The organism is Pseudomonas sp. FSL R10-2964, from assembly GCF_009600035.1.
GTDB lineage: Bacteria > Pseudomonadota > Gammaproteobacteria > Pseudomonadales > Pseudomonadaceae > Aquipseudomonas > Aquipseudomonas bubulae.
Genome location: NZ_WIWH01000005.1, coordinates 57,882 through 76,030 on the forward strand (window position 1 = coordinate 57,882; position 18,149 = coordinate 76,030).

Annotated in this window: 19 protein-coding genes; 6 read left to right on the forward strand and 13 right to left on the reverse strand. The window is 58.4% G+C overall.

Annotated elements, in window-relative coordinates; all coding sequences use genetic code 11:
• Positions 1–51 precede the first annotated feature (51 nt).
• From GHN92_RS04065 to rplM, 7 genes are all read right to left on the reverse strand, one after another.
• Positions 52–465 carry a ClpXP protease specificity-enhancing factor gene (locus GHN92_RS04065; protein WP_095001547.1) on the reverse strand — a complete coding sequence of 138 codons (414 nt, stop codon included), beginning with the start codon at positions 463–465 and terminating at the stop codon, positions 52–54.
• A 17-nt stretch (positions 466–482) separates the two neighbouring features.
• Positions 483–1,100, reverse strand: coding sequence for a glutathione S-transferase N-terminal domain-containing protein (locus GHN92_RS04070; protein ID WP_016779514.1), 618 nt, complete (start codon positions 1,098–1,100; stop codon positions 483–485).
• A gap of 186 nt (positions 1,101–1,286) precedes the next feature.
• On the reverse strand, positions 1,287–2,066 hold the full coding sequence (locus tag GHN92_RS04075; protein WP_095020341.1) for a cytochrome c1: 780 nt from the start codon (positions 2,064–2,066) through the stop codon (positions 1,287–1,289).
• Complete coding sequence (locus GHN92_RS04080) at positions 2,066–3,277, reverse strand: cytochrome bc complex cytochrome b subunit (RefSeq protein ID WP_016779512.1); 1,212 nt, start codon at positions 3,275–3,277, stop codon at positions 2,066–2,068. The genes GHN92_RS04075 and GHN92_RS04080 overlap by 1 nt, the downstream gene beginning before the upstream one ends.
• Complete coding sequence (petA, locus tag GHN92_RS04085) at positions 3,277–3,870, reverse strand: ubiquinol-cytochrome c reductase iron-sulfur subunit (protein WP_083369776.1); 594 nt, start codon at positions 3,868–3,870, stop codon at positions 3,277–3,279. The genes GHN92_RS04080 and petA overlap by 1 nt, the downstream gene beginning before the upstream one ends.
• Positions 3,871–4,125: 255 nt before the next feature.
• Positions 4,126–4,518, reverse strand: a complete 393-nt coding sequence (gene rpsI / locus GHN92_RS04090; RefSeq protein ID WP_003216038.1) for a 30S ribosomal protein S9 — start codon at positions 4,516–4,518, stop codon at positions 4,126–4,128.
• 14 nt (positions 4,519–4,532) lie between these two features.
• A complete protein-coding gene (gene rplM, locus GHN92_RS04095; RefSeq protein WP_007917032.1) occupies positions 4,533–4,961 on the reverse strand; it encodes a 50S ribosomal protein L13 in 429 nt (142 codons plus the stop codon).
• A 246-nt stretch (positions 4,962–5,207) separates the two neighbouring features.
• Here rplM and GHN92_RS04100 point away from each other — a divergent pair, with 246 nt between their 5' ends.
• The 3 genes from GHN92_RS04100 to GHN92_RS04110 all read left to right on the forward strand — a co-directional run bounded on the left by GHN92_RS04100 (position 5,208) and on the right by GHN92_RS04110 (position 8,610).
• The gene (locus GHN92_RS04100; RefSeq protein ID WP_153379426.1) at positions 5,208–6,248 is read left to right on the forward strand and encodes an NADP(H)-dependent aldo-keto reductase; all 1,041 of its coding nucleotides are present in this window, start codon (positions 5,208–5,210) and stop codon (positions 6,246–6,248) included.
• 268 nt (positions 6,249–6,516) lie between these two features.
• Positions 6,517–7,452, forward strand: a complete 936-nt coding sequence (locus GHN92_RS04105) for a GlxA family transcriptional regulator (RefSeq protein ID WP_169916835.1) — start codon at positions 6,517–6,519, stop codon at positions 7,450–7,452.
• Between the two features lie 135 nt (positions 7,453–7,587).
• The gene (locus GHN92_RS04110) at positions 7,588–8,610 is read left to right on the forward strand and encodes an asparaginase (RefSeq protein WP_095001550.1); all 1,023 of its coding nucleotides are present in this window, start codon (positions 7,588–7,590) and stop codon (positions 8,608–8,610) included.
• A 42-nt stretch (positions 8,611–8,652) separates the two neighbouring features.
• On the opposite strand, the gene zapE is transcribed toward GHN92_RS04110, so the two are convergent.
• The 3 genes from zapE to GHN92_RS04125 form a co-directional block, all read right to left on the reverse strand.
• On the reverse strand, positions 8,653–9,747 hold the full coding sequence (gene zapE, locus GHN92_RS04115) for a cell division protein ZapE (RefSeq protein ID WP_095001551.1): 1,095 nt from the start codon (positions 9,745–9,747) through the stop codon (positions 8,653–8,655).
• A gap of 91 nt (positions 9,748–9,838) precedes the next feature.
• Complete coding sequence (locus GHN92_RS04120) at positions 9,839–11,194, reverse strand: tryptophan--tRNA ligase (RefSeq protein ID WP_153379428.1); 1,356 nt, start codon at positions 11,192–11,194, stop codon at positions 9,839–9,841.
• Positions 11,195–11,218: 24 nt separating this feature from the next.
• Positions 11,219–11,854: an alpha/beta hydrolase gene (locus GHN92_RS04125; RefSeq protein WP_095001553.1), complete on the reverse strand. Its 636-nt coding sequence runs from the start codon at positions 11,852–11,854 to the stop codon at positions 11,219–11,221.
• Positions 11,855–11,993: 139 nt separating this feature from the next.
• Between GHN92_RS04125 and GHN92_RS04130 the strand changes: the two genes are divergently transcribed.
• On the forward strand, positions 11,994–12,428 hold the full coding sequence (locus GHN92_RS04130; RefSeq protein WP_016779504.1) for a YhcB family protein: 435 nt from the start codon (positions 11,994–11,996) through the stop codon (positions 12,426–12,428).
• A 206-nt stretch (positions 12,429–12,634) separates the two neighbouring features.
• On the opposite strand, the gene GHN92_RS04135 is transcribed toward GHN92_RS04130, so the two are convergent.
• The 3 genes from GHN92_RS04135 to GHN92_RS04145 form a co-directional block, all read right to left on the reverse strand.
• The gene (locus GHN92_RS04135; RefSeq protein WP_095001554.1) at positions 12,635–13,357 is read right to left on the reverse strand and encodes an OmpA family protein; all 723 of its coding nucleotides are present in this window, start codon (positions 13,355–13,357) and stop codon (positions 12,635–12,637) included.
• Positions 13,358–13,512: 155 nt separating this feature from the next.
• On the reverse strand, positions 13,513–15,270 hold the full coding sequence (locus GHN92_RS04140) for a DUF1302 domain-containing protein (protein WP_133144786.1): 1,758 nt from the start codon (positions 15,268–15,270) through the stop codon (positions 13,513–13,515).
• A 141-nt stretch (positions 15,271–15,411) separates the two neighbouring features.
• On the reverse strand, positions 15,412–16,041 hold the full coding sequence (locus GHN92_RS04145; protein ID WP_016779501.1) for a LysE family translocator: 630 nt from the start codon (positions 16,039–16,041) through the stop codon (positions 15,412–15,414).
• An 80-nt stretch (positions 16,042–16,121) separates the two neighbouring features.
• Here GHN92_RS04145 and GHN92_RS04150 point away from each other — a divergent pair, with 80 nt between their 5' ends.
• A complete protein-coding gene (locus GHN92_RS04150; RefSeq protein ID WP_095031988.1) occupies positions 16,122–17,087 on the forward strand; it encodes a 2-hydroxyacid dehydrogenase in 966 nt (321 codons plus the stop codon).
• Positions 17,088–17,117: 30 nt separating this feature from the next.
• A complete protein-coding gene (locus tag GHN92_RS04155) occupies positions 17,118–18,116 on the forward strand; it encodes a class I SAM-dependent methyltransferase (protein WP_095001557.1) in 999 nt (332 codons plus the stop codon).
• Positions 18,117–18,149 lie beyond the last annotated feature (33 nt).

The window sequence follows — 18,149 nt, forward strand, 5'->3', positions numbered from 1 at the left end:
GCCACGGCTGCCAGACACAAAAAAGGCGACCTTTTCAGGTCGCCTTTTTTATTACTTCACCACTTTCAGGCTTGGCCGACCTGTAGGTCGCGGCGGCTCGGATCCTGGCGGCGGACTATCGTCACCCGGCTCAACCTCGTCATCAGCCTCGAGAGGCTCTTCCAGGTCAAACACCATGCCCTGACCGTTCTCACGGGCGTAAACGCCCAGAATGGCTGCAATAGGCACGTACAAGGTGTGTGGTACACCACCAAAGCGCCCTTCAAAGCTTACTGCTTCGTTGTCCATGTGCAATTGACGCACGGCGGTTGGCGAAACATTGAGGACAATCTGCCCGTCACTGGCAAAACCCGCAGGCACTTGCACCTTGGGGTAGTCAGAGTTAACCAGCATGTGCGGAGTGCAGTCGTTATCAACGATCCACTCGTAGAGCGCACGCACCAGATAAGGTCGACTTGAATTCATCGAGGGCTCCTAAAGCTTTAGCGCATGTCGCGTTCGACACCAGACAGACTCGCCTGGAAAGCCTCACGCGCAAATTGGCGCTCCATATAGTCGAGCAGCGGCTTGGCTGGCCGCGGCAATTCAATACCCAAAACAGGCAGACGCCAGAGTATCGGCAATAGACAGCAGTCGACCAGACTTTGCTCATCACTGAGGAAAAAAGGTTTGTCGGCAAATAATGCAGAAACACCCGTCAGGCTCTCGCGCAACTCCTTGCGGGCTTGCACGCGCGCCGGCTCCTTGGTCCGCGAATCAAGAATCAGGTCGACCAGCGCACACCAGTCGCGCTGAATACGATGAATCAGCAGACGGCTATTGGCCCGTGCCACCGGGTACACCGGCAACAGCGGCGGATGCGGATAGCGCTCATCCAGATATTCCATCACCACAGTCGACTCCCACAACGCCAGGTCACGATCGACCAGGGTTGGCAGGCTGCCGTAGGGGTTCACTTCGATCAGCTTCGGCGGCTGACGGCCCGCCTCCACACTGATGATCTCGGCGCTGACACCTTTCTCTGCGAGCACAATGCGCACTCGGTGGGAATAGTGGTCGGCGGGGTCGGAGTAACAGGCCAACCGATTGGTCACGCCCATGGCGGTCCTCCTCGCTTGTTGAAATTATCGGGAGCGGAAAAACGAACGCGCCCAAGGAAAGCCTCTGATAACCACAGGCCAGGTGACTGGCAAGGTCATTGACCCCGCCTGTCACCCGCCCTGCACTGTTACCTTTTCAGAGACACCCTTGGGCGCGCACGATTAACAGCATTGCGTGTAACTATATCAGTGCACATCTTTCCAGTATTCGCGCTTGAGCAGATAAGCGAATACAAAAAGGAAGGCCAGGTAGATCAGCACGTAAGTACCGATGCGCTGATGCTCCAGCTTCACCGGGTTGGCCGAGTAGGCCAGGAAGGTCACAAGGTTCTTGATCTTCTCATCGAACTGCTCTTCAGTCAGGGCGCCGGTTTTTGGCAGCACTGTCAGCTGGTCGCACGCTTCATGGGTCAAAGGCGTGCCGGTGAGCGGATCATACTGCTTCTTGCCGTCTTCGACGATCTGTACTTGCTTGCAACCGATAACCTGACGACCCTGCAACGGTGCCAGCACGTTGGGCATGCCCACGTTCGGGAACACTTTGTTGTTCACACCCCAAGGGCGCGACGGGTCTTCGTAAAAGGCACGCAGGTAGCTGTACAGCCAGTCTGTGCCACGCACACGGGCCACCAGTGTAAGGTCAGGCGGTGCAGCACCGAACCAGGCCTTGGCATCGTTGGGCTGCATGCCGATGTTCATGTGGTCGCCAATCTTGGCACCGGTGAACACCAGGTTATCGAGCATGACCTCATGGGGAATGCCCAGGTCATCAGCGACCCGCTCATAACGCTGGAACTTGGCACTGTGACAACCCATGCAGTAGTTGGCGAACGTACGCGCACCATCCTGCAGGGCCGCCTTGTCAGAAACATCGATGTCGACCTTGTCGAGCTGCACGCCTTGCTCTGCCGCAAAGGAGAACACAGGCATTACCGCGAACATCAATACAGCAAATAGCTTTTTCATCAGCCAGTCACCCTTTCCGGAACCGGTTTGGTCTTCTCAAGCCTGGTGTAGAACGGCATCAGAATGAAGTAGGCGAAGTACAGGAACGTACACACCTGCGACAGCAGCGTGCGGCCCGGGGTAGGAGCCAAGACACCCAGCACACCCAGAATCACGAAGGAGATGCAGAACACCCACAGCCATACCTTGCTCATCCAGCCTTTGTAGCGCATGGATTTGACCGGACTGCGGTCAAGCCACGGCAACACGAACAGCACGGCAATCGCGGCGCCCATGGCAATCACGCCAAGCAGCTTGTCCGGGATGGCACGCAAGATCGCGTAGAACGGCGTGAAGTACCAGACAGGGGCAATGTGTTCCGGCGTTTTAAAGGCGTTAGCCTGTTCAAAGTTCGGTTTTTCCAGGAAGTAACCACCCATTTCCGGGAAGAAGAACACAATCGAGCAGAAGATAAACAGGAATACCACTACGCCGACGATATCTTTCACGGTGTAGTACGGGTGGAAGGGAATGCCATCCAGCGGTATGCCGTTTTCGTCTTTGTGTTTCTTGATATCCACGCCGTCCGGGTTGTTGGAGCCAACTTCGTGCAGGGCAAGAATGTGCAGCACCACCAGGCCCAGGATTACGATAGGCAAGGCCACGACGTGAAGGGCAAAGAAGCGGTTGAGGGTAATACCGGAGATCAGGTAGTCACCACGAATCCACTGGGTCAGGTCGTTACCGATAACCGGGATCGCACCGAACAGCGAAATGATCACCTGGGCGCCCCAGTAGGACATTTGCCCCCAAGGCAACAGGTAACCCATAAAGGCTTCAGCCATCAGGGCCAGATAAATCATCATGCCGAACAGCCAGACCAGCTCACGGGGCTTCTGGTAAGAGCCGTAGAGCAGGCCGCGGAACATGTGCAGGTAGACGACGATAAAGAACGCCGATGCACCGGTAGAGTGCAGCAAGCGCAGGATTGAACCGTATTCGACGTCACGCATGATGTATTCGACAGAAGCAAACGCCTCTTCTGCCGATGGCGTGTAGCTCATGGTCAGCCACACACCGGTAACGATCTGGTTGACCAGAACGAGCAGTGCGAGAGAACCAAAGAAATAGAAGAAGTTGAAGTTCTTCGGAGCGTAATACTTGCTGAGGTGGTCTTCCCACATTTTGGTGGCGGGGAAGCGGGCATCTACCCAATCCATGAACTTGCTCATTACGCGTTCTCCCCATCGAGGCCAACGACGACAATGTTGTCCGTCTCATAGTAGTACGGCGGCACTGGCAGGTTCAGCGGCGCTGGCTGGGCCTTGTACACGCGGCCGGCCAGATCATAGTGCGAACCATGACAAGGGCAGAAATAGCCGCCTACCCAGTCCTTGCCAAGATCAACCGGCGCGACCTCGGGACGGAACGTAGGCGAGCAACCCAAGTGGGTGCAAATACCGATCAACAACAGAATTTCTGGCTTGATCGACCGCAGCTCCGGATTTACATAAGCAGGCTGATCAGATTGCTTGGAATCCGGGTCAGCAAGCTGCCCTTCAATCTTCTTCAGATTTGCCAGGATTTCCTCGGTGCGACGTACGATGAATACCGGCTGGCCACGCCATTCAGCAATCATTTGCTGACCTGGCTCAACCTTTGCAATATTCACTTTCACCGGTGCGCCAGCGGCTTTCGCCTTGGCACTGGGAAACCACGACCCCACGAACGGGACCGCCGCCCCCACCGCTCCTGCAGCACCCACCACGGATGTGGCTGCTACGAGGAAGCGACGCCGGCCGACATTTACGCCGTCATTGCTCATTCAGTCCTCTCCCATCAGCTTTGTGGCCTGTTAAATCAGGCATCTACTAAATATGCATCTATTACTTATAAAAATTTTGCAGAATGGTAATGAAAAGCCCCTAGTCTTACAAGGTAATTACCGCTCTGGGGCGGCTACAGGCCTTGTAGTATAGGCGTTTGCTGGATGTGGCAAGTTGTCACACCGCTAAATCATCGCCCATAAAAAAAGCCCAGCTCCCGAAGGAGGCTGGGCTTTTTTGAACGAAGCTGCGAATTAACGCTTCGAGTACTGCGGACGCTTACGCGCTTTACGCAGACCGACTTTCTTACGTTCAACTTCACGAGCATCGCGAGTAACGAAGCCAGCTTTGCGCAGAGCGCCACGCAGGGTTTCGTCATACTGCATCAGTGCGCGAGTGATACCGTGGCGGATTGCGCCAGCTTGACCACTTACACCACCACCGATCACGGTGACGTAGATGTCGAATTTCTCGACAGTCTCAGTCAGTTCCAACGGCTGACGAACTACCATGCGGGCAGTTTCGCGACCGAAGAAATTCTCCAGAGTGCGGTTGTTGATGGAGATGTTACCGGTACCCGGACGCAGGAAAACGCGAGCGGTTGCGGTTTTACGACGGCCAGTGCCGTAGTTTTGAGTCGCCGACATAATGAACTATTCCGTTAAAACTTCAGTTCTTGGGGCTGCTGAGCAGTATGAGGGTGAGCAGCGCCCGCATAGACTTTCAGCTTACGGTACATGTCGCGACCCAGTGGGTTTTTAGGCAGCATGCCTTTAACCGCGGTCTCGATCACGCGCTCAGGAGCTTTGGCGATCAGCTTTTCGAAGTTGATCGACTTAATCCCGCCCGGGAAACCGGAGTGAGAGTAGTACATCTTGTCAGTGGTTTTAGCACCAGTAACACGGATTTGCTCAGCGTTGATAACAACGATGTAGTCACCGGTGTCAACGTGCGGAGTGTATTCCGGCTTGTGCTTGCCACGCAGACGGCTCGCGATCTCGGTGGCCAGACGACCCAGGGTCTGACCAGCAGCGTCGACGACAAACCAGTCGCGCTTTACTGTTTCTGGTTTAGCAGTAAAAGTTTTCATTCTTTATAGCCTCAGGGGCCGCCCTGTAAATTAGACGGCGGATCTTACTGAATAGTGCGTACTTTGACAAGTCAAAGGCAGCCGGATACAGACGCTATCGGGGGCTCGGGTCAGCGCGTCCGTTCAACGGCAAGATTCTTCGGCAGGCGGCGCATCACTTCCACTGCAGAAAGAGGTGGGCAATTATCCAGATTGCGCAAAAAATTACAACCTGCTTTTATGTTTGTTTACCCGAAGGAGCACCCGATGGACTACCGAAAGCTTGGCCGTACCGATCTGAAAGTAAGCGCAATCGCCCTCGGGACCATGACCTGGGGTGAACAGAACACCCAGGCCGAAGCCTTTGAGCAGATCGCCTGCGCCAAAAATGCCGGCATCAACTTTATCGATACCGCCGAAATGTACCCGGTGCCACCCAAGGCCGAAACCTACGCCACCACCGAGCGTTTTATCGGTAACTGGTTCAAGGAACGCGGTGATCGTGCCGACTGGGTGCTGGCGAGCAAGATCGCCGGCCCCGGCAACGGCATCGACTACATCCGTGACGGCCACCTCAAGCACAACCGCAGCCATATCGTGCAAGCCCTGGACGCCAGCCTCAAGCGCCTGCAAACCGACTGGATCGACCTCTACCAGTTGCACTGGCCCGAGCGCAGCACCAACTTCTTCGGCCAGTTGGGTTACACCCACAACGCCGACGAAGACTTCACCCCGCTGGAAGACACTCTCGAGGCACTCGACGAGCAGGTCAGGGCCGGCAAGATCCGTCACATCGGCCTGTCCAATGAAACGCCGTGGGCCACCATGAAGTTCCTGCAACTGGCCGAAAGTCGCGGCTGGCCGCGCGCCGTATCGATCCAGAACCCCTACAGCCTGCTCAACCGCAGCTTTGAAGTGGGCCTGGCGGAAATCGCCATTCGCGAACAATGCGGCCTGCTCGCCTACTCGCCCCTGGCGTTCGGCATGCTCTCGGGCAAGTACGGTGGCGGCGCCCAACCACCAAAAGGCCGCCTGACCCTCTACAGCCGCTTCTCGCGCTATTCAAACCCGCAGGCCGTGGCTGCCAGCGAGCGTTATGTGGCACTGGCCCGCGAACATGGCCTGGACCCTGCGCAAATGGCCCTGGCCTTCGTCACCCGACAACCGTTCGTCACCAGCAATATCATTGGTGCCACGACCATGGAGCAACTCGAAAGCAATATCGCCAGCTTCGACCTGAAACTGTCGGATGAGGCGCTGGCCGGTATCGACGCCATCCACAAGGACCAGCCAAACCCGGCACCTTGACCCACCGCCCCCTTGCGGGAGCGGGCTTGCTCGCGATGCAGGCGACGCGGTGTTTCAGAGAAACCCCATGGATGCCATCGCGAGCAAGCCCGCGGCTACAAAAGCAGCAACCTCTGGACACACAGGAAAAAACATAAGACGATCCAGCCGTAAGTTGACCAATTTCACCTATAAGAATAATCAAAATATGTCTATGTCTAATCAACTCTCCACGCCGCTGCGGCGTGTCAGCATTTTGGCCATCGATCGGGTTTTCGCGTCGACCCTGATGCATGCCAAGGATTTCTTTCACCTCGCCAGCCTGCGTCACGGCAAGCAGCTGGGACAAGGCCTGACCCCCACTTTCGAGACACGCCTGGTCAGCCCCGACGGCAAACCGGCCACCAGCTTCAGCAATGTGGTGCTCCCTGTGGACGGCGGCCTGGAGGATAGCGACATCATTATCCTGCCGGCCTTCGGTGACGATTTCGACACCCTCTGCCAGCGCTATCCGCAAGTACTGCCCTGGCTGCGCGAACAGCATGCCCGTGGCGCTGTCCTGTGCGCTGAAGCCACCGGAGTCTTCTGGCTCGCTGAAGCCGGGCTGCTCGATGGCAAAGAGGCCACCACCTACTGGCGTTTCTTCGACACCTTTGCCCGGCGCTACCCCCTGGTGCACCTCAACCAGGACAAACACCTTACCGACGCCGACAACCTCTATTGCGCCGGCGGGCCTACCTCAGCCTGCGACCTCTACATTTACATGATCGAGCGTTTTTGCGGCGCCAATATCGCCCAGGCCGTGGCCCGCGACATCCTTTACGAAGTACAGCGCAATTACACCCCGGGGCGCATCGGCTTTGGCGGCCAGAAGCTGCACCAGGACGTGATCATCCTGCAAATCCAGCATTGGCTCGAAGAGCACTTCGCCGACAAGTTCCGCTTTGAAGATGTCGCCCGCGATCACGGCATGAGCATCCGCAACTTCATGCGCCGCTTTCAGCTGGCCACCGGCGACAAACCCTTGCACTACCTGCAACGCCTGCGCATAGAAACCGCCAAGGGCCTGCTCTCGGCCACCCGCAAAAGCATCAAGACCATCAGCTATGACGTGGGCTACGACGACGCAAGCTTCTTCGCGCGTCTGTTTCGCCAACACACAGAGCTTTCACCAAACCAGTATCGTCAGCAGTTCCTGCATGCAGGCCTCAATCAGGTCGCTTAAATCTAAGCGTTGTACTACACACCAAGCGGAACAATCTGATTTCTCCGCCAGCCCAAAAAGCCTCTGATGAAATGCCCTCCAACCAGGGGCACTCACAAGAAGAGGCTTCACCGGCCACTGGCGGAGGTACGCAGCATGGCGCAAAGACTCAATCACAACTCCCTGCCCATCCTTTCCATAGGAGCCCTGGGTGGCACCGTGAGCATGCGCACAACACAGCCCGGCTCAGGCGCACAACCCGTGATCACTGGCGAAGCACTGCTTGACGGCATTTCGCAGCTGCACGAAGGGCTGGACGTTCATATCGAGACCCTGTGCCTGGTTCCCAGCGCCTCCCTGGATTTCAATCTGCTGCTTGAAGTGCTGATCTGGGCCCAGGAGCAAGTGAAGCTGGGCGCGCTGGGCATCGTCATCACCCAAGGCACCGACACCCTGGAAGAAACTGCATTCTTCCTTGACCTGTTATGGGATGCCGATGTGCCACTTGTGCTGACCGGCGCCATGCACCCCAGCGATCATCCCGGCGCAGATGGCCCCGCCAATCTGCTGGATGCCTCCAGGGTTGCGCTCGATACACAGAGCCGCAAGCGAGGCGTTCTAGTGGTAATGAACGGCCAGATTCACCAGCCGCTGCATGTGCGCAAATGCTCATCAATAACGCTGGACGCCTTCAACTCGCCGTTTTTCGGCCCTGCCGGGCTAATGCTCGAAAATCGCGTGCTTTATCTGCGCAAAGCCTGCGCACGCACTGTCCTGCCCATGCCCCGCAGCATTCATCACAAGGTCGCATTGCTGCCAGCAACACTGTCTGCCGACACGGTACTGCTGGAGCATGTGCTGGCCCTGGGGTATGACGCGCTGGTGGTCAGTGCTTTCGGGGCCGGGCATGTCAGTGTCGAATGGGTCGACCTGATCGAACAGGTCACCACGGAAATTCCGGTTCTGGTGGCGTCACGAACAGGTTCAGGCCCCACCGCCGAAGCGTCTTACGGGTTTATCGGCAGCGAGATGGACCTGATCGACCGCGGCGCGCTGATGTGCGGGTTTCTCTGCCCGTACAAGGCGCGGATCCTGATATGGCTGCTGATAGGTTGCGGGCATGCCCGCGACATTGCCAAGTACGTGCAGCGCCTGGGGTTCAAGGCCGCCGAGGCCTGAGGCGGGCATAAAAAAGGCCTGCAATGCAGGCCGTTTTTTTGACTAGGGTTTGTGCGCCCGCGTCAGATATTCATGGGACTGCATTTCCAGTAAACGGCTGAGGGTACGCTGGAACTCGAAGTTCAGGCGCCCGCCCTTGTAAAGGTCTTTCAGCTCGACTTCAGCCGAGATGATCAGCTTGACGTTGCGGTCGTAAAACTCATCGACCATGTTGATAAAGCGTCGGGCGATGTCGTCCGTTTTCACTTCCATCTGCTCTACACCGCTGAGGATTACAGCGTTGAAGATCTTGCCAAGCTCGATGTAATCATTCTGGCTGCGCGGGCCGTCGCACAACTCGCGAAACTCGAACCAGGCCACATCATCACAGGTACGCAAGGCACGGATGGTGCGGTTCTCGATGATCAGATCATCGTTTTCGATCGCCCTGTTGGAGTTGTGAGTCAGCGCCTTGAAGCTTTCTCTCAAGCTCTTCTCGGACTCTTCGTTCAACGGAAAGTGAAACAGTTCGGCCTGCTCAAGGTGACGCAAGCGATAGTCGACGCCGCTGTCGACGTTGACGATTTCGGTGTTCTGCTTGATCAGCGCAATGGCGGGCAAGAAGCGCGCACGCTGCAAGCCGTCCTTGTACAAACCGTCAGGCACAATGTTCGACGTAGCCACCAGGGTGACACCGTTTTTGAACAGTTCTTCCATCAAGGTGCCGAGAATCATGGCGTCGGTAATGTCCGACACAAAGAATTCATCAAAGCAGATCACCCGCGCCTCGTCAGAAAAACGCTTGGCGATAATGGTCAGCGGGTTCTTTTCGCCATTGAGGGTGCGCATTTCTTCATGCACGCGCTTCATGAAGCGGTGGAAGTGGGTACGCACCTTCTCCTTGAACGGCAGGGCATCGAAAAACGTATCGACCAGATATGTCTTGCCACGGCCTACACCGCCCCAGAAGTAGAGGCCCTTGACCGGCGTCTGCTCCTTTTTGCCGAACAGCTTGCCGAAAAGGCCCGGCTTGCTCTGCGAGGAAGCGACCAGGTCGTCGTACAGGCGCTGCAAATGGCGCACAGCGTTTTCCTGCGCGGCATCGTGGAAGAAGTCCGGGCGTTTCAGATCTGCTTGATATCGTTCTAGAGGCGTCATAATTCGTTAGCAAGGCAACAAAAACGGGCCGACACTGTAGCGACGACCCTTGGGAATGGCAATCAAACCTGAGACGAAACGTCGCACTTTCTCAGTCTTGAACGGGTACCAGCGCAAGGCGCAACGCTTCGATTGCCTCATCTCTGGCTGTGGCATCGGCAAATACCGGACTGTCAGCCACGCAGGTGTCGCCCAGCCAGACACTGAAGCTCAACGCGTCACTGCGCACATCCAGAGGCTCGCCGGATTGCAGCTGCTTGGTCACCTGACCGGCGGTTTTACCGTCGGCAAAGCTGCGCGACAGCAGCAATTGTTCGCCAGCAGCGGCCAGCAGGCGGAAACGGAAGCTGCCGTCTTCGTCGCGGAAGCTGACAAAGCGCGGGCCCTTGGCGGCTTTCTTTTTGCTCGCAGCAGTGGTTTGCGCGGCACTGACAAACGAGCGCAAGCCAACGGCTTCACGCAATTCGACAAGGAAAGGCGCTGCGATCTTGCGAGCTTTTTGGGCGCCAGCCAGCAGGATGCCTTCCATATCATCAGGACGCGACATCAAGTCGTGGTAACGCTCGCGGGACTCGCCCAGCTCGGCGTCCAGCAGCTTGAACAGGCGCTCTTTCGCTTCGCCCCAGCCCAGGCCCTGCAACAGCTCGCTGCGGAACTCAACCGACTGCTCAGGCGTGGAGAATGCCTGGTACAGGGTGAACAGGTGCGAGTTGTCCGGATCCTTCGCCTCGCCCGGTGCACGGGAGTCGGTAACGATGCGCGAAATCGCGCTTTTCATGTCCTTGGCGCTGCTGAACAACGGAATGGTGTTGTCATAGCTCTTGGACATCTTGCGACCGTCCAGACCCGGCAAAGTGGCCACGCTTTCTTCGATCAGCGCTTCGGGCATGGCGAAAAACTCTTTGCCATTGCCGAACAGGTGGTTGAAGCGCTGGCCAATGTCACGGGCCATTTCAACGTGCTGGATCTGGTCACGCCCCACAGGCACCTTGTTGGCATTGAACATCAGAATGTCCGCAGCCATCAGCACCGGGTAGCTGTACAGGCCCATGGTGATGCCCGCATCCGGGTCTTCGCCGTTTTCCAGGTTCTTGTCTACCGAGGCCTTGTAGGCATGGGCCCGATTGAGCAGGCCCTTGGCCGCTACGCAGGTCAGCAGCCAGGTCAGCTCGGGGATTTCCGGAATATCGGACTGACGGTAGAAGGTCACACGCTCGACATCAAGGCCGGCCGCCAGCCAGGTTGCAGCGATTTCCTGACGCGAACGCTGGATGCGCAGCGGGTCATCGCACTTGATCAGGGCATGGTAGTCAGCCAGGAAGTAAAACGAATCGGCGTTGGGGTCGCGGCTGGCCACGATCGCAGGGCGGATGGCCCCGGCGTAGTTGCCCAGGTGCGGCGTACCGGTGGTGGTGATGCCGGTGAGGATACGAGTACGAGAGGTCATGGGTAATCGCTTATCAGGCTGCAATCAATTCGAAAGGCGTGGCGCTACCAACTCTTTGAGCTCGGGCAGCTTGCCGTGAAAAAAGTGTCCGCATTCTGCCACTTTCAGCAGCTCATGGGGGCGCGACAGGTCGTTTGACCAGTTATAGACCAGCTGCGGGTCGATCACTTCGTCGGTTTCAGGCTGGATAACGGTCAGCGGGCAGTTATGTGGCAAGGCATCTTCGTCACGCAAACGCATCACCGCAGGGGCGATCATAAACACGCGCTCAAGCTTTTCGCCCTGGGCTTCAAGGCGACCACCCAGGCTGGCGGCAACAAAACCACCAAACGAAAAACCGAACAGGGTGATCGGCAAGTCAGGGTGTCTGGCGCGCAACCACCGGGCTGCTGCAAAGGCATCGTCGACTTCGCCGGTGCCCATATCGTGGCTGCCTTCACTGGCGCCGGTGCCGCGGTAATTAAATCGCAAGGTAATCAGGCCAGCATCGCGGGCAGTGCGTTGCAAGGTCGAAACCACTTTATTCATCATGGTGCCGCCCTGTACCGGATTGGGATGGCACAGCAGCGCAAGGCCCTTTGGCTCAGCACAATCAAGGTACAAGGCTTCCAGTTGGCCGACCGGGCCAGCAATTACTACAGGGGTTTCGCGGGTAAGCAAGAGGGAACTCCGTGACCTCAGATTGGGTCGACTCGTCTAGCTGATAGATTCTGTCTGACATATTTGCGAGTGCATCGCGGTATACAGCGCAGGTCCGAGCCGTTAACGTAAAGCAAAGCCGTTTATAGAGGAAGGACTCGTGGAACACTCGCTCTTGATTTGGTTGTTGCCGACTCTCGCCCTGGTTGCCGGTGTCGCCATTGGTTTTCTGGTTGCTCGTCTGCTGCCCAATGCCGTGCCTAACCGCACGCAGCGTCAGCTGGACGACATCCAGGAACGTTTTGACAGTTACCAAAGTGAAGTGGTTACCCACTTCAACACCACCGCCAACCTGGTGAAGAAACTCACACAGAGCTATCAGGACGTGCAAGAACACCTCGCCGAGGGCGCCAACCGTTTGGCCCTGGACGAGCAGACTCGCCAACGCCTGCTGGCTGCCCTGCACCCGGATGTGCCACAACCGCATCGCGAGCGCATCACCCCGCCGCACAGCACCGAGCCGCCATTGGACTACGCACCAAAAAGCCCGAACGGTCCTGGCATGCTGGATGAGCATTACGGCCTGAAGAAGTAATTTCCCCAGCCGGATGCCCAATAAAAAGCCCCGCGATCTGCAAGGATCGCGGGGCTTTTTGTTGTGTGTCTTGCGCCCCCCCGTAGCCGCTGCCGCAGGCTGCGTTCGACGACGAAGTCGTCGCAATATCAGCCAAACCCCGCACTCAGGGTTTACGACTGCTGCGCAGCCGAACGCAGCCTTCGGCAGCTGCTACGAGGTAATGATCAAGGGTACTGCTGCACCTGACCCGGCTGCTGGTATTGCATGCCCGGGATTGGCGCCAGTGTCACTTGTACGCGACGGTTCTGTGCGCGGCCATCTGCGGTGGCGTTGCTGGCAATCGGATCAGCCGGGCCCATACCTTTGACTGACAGGTACTGGCCGCTCACACCTTGAGACGTCAGGTAGGTCGCTACGCTTTGCGCACGCTGCTGGGAAAGCTGCATGTTGTAGTTGTAGTTACCGGTGCTGTCGGTGTAACCCACGATCTGGATCAGGTTCTGGTTGTTGAACTGCTTGAGCGAATTCGCCAGGTTGTTCAGCGGCTGATAGAAGCTGGGCGCAATGTTGGCCGAGTTGGTCGCGAAGGTAATGTTGCCTGGCATCACCAGGGTGATGTTGTCGCCCTGACGCTGAACTTCAACGCCCGTGTTGGCCATGCTCGCACGCAGGGCTGCTTCCTGCTTGTCGGCGTAATAGCCATAACCGGCTGCACCCAGGCCTGCCACGGCAGCACCGATCAGCGCGCCCTTGCCACGGTTGTTATGGTCGATGGCAGCACCCGCCACAGCACCCGCCAGAGCCCCCAGGCCACCGTAGGTGGCAGTCTTGCTCAAGCCCGTCCCGGAAGACCCCTGGCCCTGGTTGTCATACGGGTTAGGCGTAGCGCAGCCAGCCAGCAAGGCCACCGCACTTGCAGCAACAATCAAACGACGCGAAATGAACATGGTGAAGCTCCTGATCAATCTTTCTAGGGGCAAAGGCCATTGGCATTAGACCTTTATAAATCTTGGAACACGACCAACGGTAAAAATTCCTTGGGTCGTAAACATTCGCACCCCACAAACAATAGTCGCCCGAACGCCTCCCAACAAATTCCGGCCTAGAACTTCACACCCATCGTCAGCGCCACAAAGTCGCGGTCACTGAGGGTGTTGTAGCGCCCACCAAAAAAATTGGTGTACGACAGGCTGCCGGTGTAGGTGCTTTGATAGTCACCCTCCAGCCCCAGGGAGATGGCTTTGCGGCCCTCTTCGAAGCTGGCATCGGGCCCCGGCGAATAGCCGCTGACATCATGGGACCAGCCCAGATTGGGCTTGAGGTTCACCCCGGGAACAACGCTTCTGTATTCCCACACGGCGCGACCACGGTAGCCCCAGGAGGTGGCCGTGGTGAAGCCGTCATTACCTTCAGAGCCAAACACCGGATCACGCCCGTAACGCAGCCCTGAAGGGCTATCCAGGCCACCAACCCGGGTCACCCCCACTTCACCGGTCACGGTCAGGTGATCGGCACCCATCGCGTTGTCGAACACATGGCTGAGGGACGTCTGGAACCGGGTGACTTCCTTGCGCCGATAGCCCTGCACATCTGCGCCGGGAGTGACGCTCAGTGGCGATGCATCGGCAAGCCCGGGCAGCAACGTGACATTGGCGTACAGCAAGTCGTTGCTGTTGAGTTGCACCGGCGCATTGGGACGGTAACTCAACTCGCCCTTCCAGGCCGTGCCTGTGGATAAAGTGGTGGAGAAGCTCAGGCCGTAAAGGCGGATGTCTTCAGGGTATTCAACGTAATAGCCCGAATTGCCGGCAACAACCATCGGCGCCAGCCCTCCGGCGCCTGCTGCCGCGTTATAGGCCGACTGCGGCGCCGCGCTGGCGCTGAGGATCGGGTCGCGACTGTGGTAGTTCATGAAGTAGGCACCGAACTCGGTGCCCAGCGGCTCGAACACATAGTGCATGGCCACCCCGAACTGCCCGCTGTTGCGCGCATAACGATTGGCGCCACGGCGTACCAGCACGCCCTCCTCGTTCACCTCAACCCCGGCACCGGTCAGCGCGGCGAGGTCGGCCACATCGAGTGCCGAACGCTTGCTCATGACCCGGTAATTGCCGCTGCAGCCGTCAGCCATCACGTCTGACCGGGAGAAAAACGTCCCGCAGTTGTCCGCTTCGGACGGCTCCCAATCCAGCTGATAAAAGGCTTCAGCCGACAGGTTGTCGGTCAGGTTTTGCGAGAGATAGAACAGGTTGACCGGCACCAGGCCATCTTTGAACTCAGTGCCAGGCCGACGATAGGCGGCAGGGTCGGTGGGGTTGATCGCATTGATGCCGCCACCGATAAACGCACTTTCGCCCCAACTGACCACCTGTTTACCCAAGCGGACTGCGCCGGGCTGATCGGCAATGGCGTAGTTGTGGTAAACGAACGCATCGAGCAGTTGCGCGCCGGCCGATTGCGCGCTGGCTCGGCGGCCTGAGTCACTGATGGGCTTGAAGGGGCGGCTGTCGTCCTGCAACTCGAAGTCATACCAATACTTGCCGCGCACATACAGGCCGCTGTCGCCGTACTTGAGTTCCAGTGCGTGCATGCCGGTAAAGATTTTCGAAAAAGTTTCGCCGCGTTTGAAGTTAAGGCGGCCATCGTCCGAAATGGCCGATTGCCCCGTGCCGCCATTGTTGGCGCCTATCAGTTTGCTGTCGGCCCTGGCGGTGGACCAACTGGCGCCGATGGACAGCTCGGTATCGATCTGCCCCTCAACCGGGCCGACATTGAAGCTCACGCCCCAAGCGGACGTCGACGCAAGGCTGACTGCCAGCGCCAGCCTGGCGCTGCGCCAGGACCGGTGGACTGAGGACATCGATACTTCTCCGTGGGCACACTGCAATAAGCCCGCAAGGATGAAGCAAATCCAGATTTTGACAAGAACCCGACCATCTCCCCGTAGCTGCTGCCGGACGCAGCCTTCGTTCCTCGGCAGCTGCTACGGAACCAAGGTGTGTCAATGCATCTCGGTAAACGCCAGTTTCACGCCCAACGCCACCAGTACCGCCCCCATGGTGCGGTCAAACCAGTGACCCATGCGGGCAAAGCCTGTACGCACGCGCTGATGGCTGAACAGCATCGCGACCATGCAGAACCACACACCGGTTGCCACTGCCAGGTACACGCCATAACCGGCCTGGATCGACAGCGGGGTGTGCGGGTTGATCACCACGGTAAACAGCGACAGGAAAAACAGCGTCGCCTTGGGGTTCAGGCCGTTGGTCACAAAGCCCGACGTGAAAGCCCCGCGTGCCGTGCGCTCGCCCACCGGCAAGCTGGCCGCCAACGCCGCAGGATCGGCCGGTTTGGCCCGCAGTGCCTTGATGCCGATATACAGCAGATAAGCCGCTGCCAGCCATTTCAGGGCGTTGAACAGGACAATCGATTGCGACACGATGATGCCGATACCCAGCAATGAATAGCCGACATGGACAAAAATCGCCGTGCCCACACCAAACGCGGTAAACATCCCGGCACGGCGGCCGTGAGTGACGCTCTCGCGTACTACCACGGCAAAATCAGGCCCGGGGCTGGCCACCGCCAACAGGTGAATCAAGGCTACGGTCAAAAATTCTGTCCAGTACATGCACGGCTCCATTACAAATTGTTTCTTCTGTTAGGCTCGCCACATTACGCCTTCATTTCACAGCACAAAAGGTACAGTTGATGACTAACACTCAGCGCGCCGTATTCCTTGATTACACCTCACTGGACCTGGGCGATCTCGACCTCGACCCGCTGCGTCGCAGCTTCGGCGACTTGCAGCTGTGCGCAGACACCACGCCAACCAATGTGATCGAGCGTCTGCAAGGCGTCAGTGTGGCCATCAGCAACAAAGCGCTGCTCAACGCCCAGACCCTGGCTGCCTGCCCGGAGCTGAAGTTGATTCTGGTGGCAGCCACCGGCACCAACAACGTCGACCTTGAGGCCGCCCGAGCCCTGGGGATCACCGTGGCCAACTGCCAGGGCTACGGCACGCCATCGGTGGCGCAGCACACCCTCGGCCTGCTGCTGGCACTGGCTACGCGCCTGGTCGATTACAACAAGGCCGTGGCCGACGGCCAGTGGCAGCAAGCGAAGCAGTTCTGCCTGCTGGACTTCCCGATTGTCGAGCTGGAAGGCAAGACCCTGGGCCTGTTCGGTCACGGCGAGCTGGGCAGTGCGGTCGCGAAACTGGCCGAAGCCTTCGGCATGCGCGTGCTGATCGGCCAGATCCCGGGGCGCCCGGCCCGTGCCGGGCGCCTGACGCTGGACGAACTGCTGCCCCAGGTCGACGCGCTGACCTTTCACTGCCCGCTCACCGAGCATACGCGTAATTTTATCGGCGCCCGCGAACTGGCACTACTCAAACCCGGGGCCTTTGTGGTCAATACCGCACGTGGCGGCATGATCGACGAACAGGCACTCGCCGACGCCCTGCGTAGCGGCCATCTGGGTGGCGCGGCCACCGACGTGCTCAGCGTCGAACCACCACGCGACGGCAACCCATTGCTGGGGGCCGACATTCCGCGCCTGATCATCACCCCGCACAGTGCCTGGGGCAGTCGTGAAGCACGCCAGCGCATCGTCGGCCAACTGGCGCAAAATGCCGAAGCGTTCTTCAACGGTACAGCGCTGCGGGTCGTCAGTTGATAGACTGCGCCCCTTTTTGAGGAGCAGATTATGGATCCGCGCAGTGAAGTACTGCTTCGTCAGCCTGAATACTTTCAAGGCTCGGTGCTATTGGTCGGCTTGCCCGCTGACGAACTGCTGGGCGAGTTGCCCGATGCCCATGGCTGGTGCTGGCATGCCGGCGACCAGGCCGCGCTCGACGCCCGCTTTGCCGGGCGTGTGCAGTTCGGTGTCGATATCCCTGAGCGGGCGTTCGACACCGCCGTGGTGTTCCTGCCCAAGTCCAAGGAACTGAGCGACTACGTGCTCAAGGCCGTGGCCGCCCGCCTGCCGGGTGCCGACGTGTTTCTGGTCGGTGAAAAAAAGGGTGGCATTGAAGGCGCGTCCAAACAGTTGATCCCGTTCGGCAAGCCACGCAAACTCGACAGCGCGCGGCATTGCCAGCTGTGGCAAGTGACGGTGGATAACGCCCCGCCCGTGCCGGTACTGCACGATCTGGCGCAACATTACGAACTGCCGCTGCCCGAAGGCCCGCTCAAGGTCGTGAGCCTGCCGGGCGTGTTCAGCCACGGTCGCCTGGATCGCGGCAGCGCCCTGCTGCTTGAGCATCTGGACAAGTTGCCCAGCGGCCACGTGCTGGACTTCGGCTGCGGTGCGGGCGTGCTCGGGGCTGCGGTCAAGCGCCGCTACCCGCACAACAACGTCACCCTGCTCGACGTGGATGCTTTCGCCACCGCCAGCAGCCGTTTGACCCTGGCGGCCAACGGTCTGGAAGGGGAAGTGATTACCGGCAACGGCATCGACGCCGCGCCCATGGGTTTGAACACGATTCTGAGCAACCCGCCGTTCCACGTGGGGGTGCATACCGATTACCACGCCACCGAAAACTTGCTGCAAAAAGCAGTGAAACATCTGAAATCAGGTGGCGAACTACGGATTGTCGCCAACAGCTTCCTGCGATATCAACCGCTGATCGAAGAGCATTTCGGTGCCTGCACGGTCAAGGCCGAGGGCCAGGGTTTCCGGATTTACAGCGCCAAGCGCCGTTGAGCCTGCGGAAAAATAAGAGCTTGCCGGATCGGA

What these genes read in the sequence shown, in the direction of transcription:
- GHN92_RS04070 (WP_016779514.1), bottom strand. Translation starts at nt 1,100, where the DNA reads ATGGGCGTGACCAATCGGTTGGCCTGTTACTCCGACCCCGCCGACCAC.
- GHN92_RS04110 (WP_095001550.1), top strand. Translation starts at nt 7,588, where the DNA reads ATGGCGCAAAGACTCAATCACAACTCCCTGCCCATCCTTTCCATAGGA.
- GHN92_RS04105 (WP_169916835.1), top strand. Translation starts at nt 6,517, where the DNA reads ATGCATGCCAAGGATTTCTTTCACCTCGCCAGCCTGCGTCACGGCAAG.
- GHN92_RS04140 (WP_133144786.1), bottom strand. Translation starts at nt 15,270, where the DNA reads ATGTCCTCAGTCCACCGGTCCTGGCGCAGCGCCAGGCTGGCGCTGGCA.
- GHN92_RS04100 (WP_153379426.1), top strand. Translation starts at nt 5,208, where the DNA reads ATGGACTACCGAAAGCTTGGCCGTACCGATCTGAAAGTAAGCGCAATC.
- GHN92_RS04065 (WP_095001547.1), bottom strand. Translation starts at nt 465, where the DNA reads ATGAATTCAAGTCGACCTTATCTGGTGCGTGCGCTCTACGAGTGGATC.
- GHN92_RS04155 (WP_095001557.1), top strand. Translation starts at nt 17,118, where the DNA reads ATGGATCCGCGCAGTGAAGTACTGCTTCGTCAGCCTGAATACTTTCAA.
- GHN92_RS04135 (WP_095001554.1), bottom strand. Translation starts at nt 13,357, where the DNA reads ATGTTCATTTCGCGTCGTTTGATTGTTGCTGCAAGTGCGGTGGCCTTG.
- rpsI (WP_003216038.1), bottom strand. Translation starts at nt 4,518, where the DNA reads ATGTCGGCGACTCAAAACTACGGCACTGGCCGTCGTAAAACCGCAACC.
- zapE (WP_095001551.1), bottom strand. Translation starts at nt 9,747, where the DNA reads ATGACGCCTCTAGAACGATATCAAGCAGATCTGAAACGCCCGGACTTC.
- GHN92_RS04080 (WP_016779512.1), bottom strand. Translation starts at nt 3,277, where the DNA reads ATGAGCAAGTTCATGGATTGGGTAGATGCCCGCTTCCCCGCCACCAAA.
- rplM (WP_007917032.1), bottom strand. Translation starts at nt 4,961, where the DNA reads ATGAAAACTTTTACTGCTAAACCAGAAACAGTAAAGCGCGACTGGTTT.
- GHN92_RS04075 (WP_095020341.1), bottom strand. Translation starts at nt 2,066, where the DNA reads ATGAAAAAGCTATTTGCTGTATTGATGTTCGCGGTAATGCCTGTGTTC.
- GHN92_RS04145 (WP_016779501.1), bottom strand. Translation starts at nt 16,041, where the DNA reads ATGTACTGGACAGAATTTTTGACCGTAGCCTTGATTCACCTGTTGGCG.
- GHN92_RS04150 (WP_095031988.1), top strand. Translation starts at nt 16,122, where the DNA reads ATGACTAACACTCAGCGCGCCGTATTCCTTGATTACACCTCACTGGAC.
- GHN92_RS04120 (WP_153379428.1), bottom strand. Translation starts at nt 11,194, where the DNA reads ATGACCTCTCGTACTCGTATCCTCACCGGCATCACCACCACCGGTACG.
- petA (WP_083369776.1), bottom strand. Translation starts at nt 3,870, where the DNA reads ATGAGCAATGACGGCGTAAATGTCGGCCGGCGTCGCTTCCTCGTAGCA.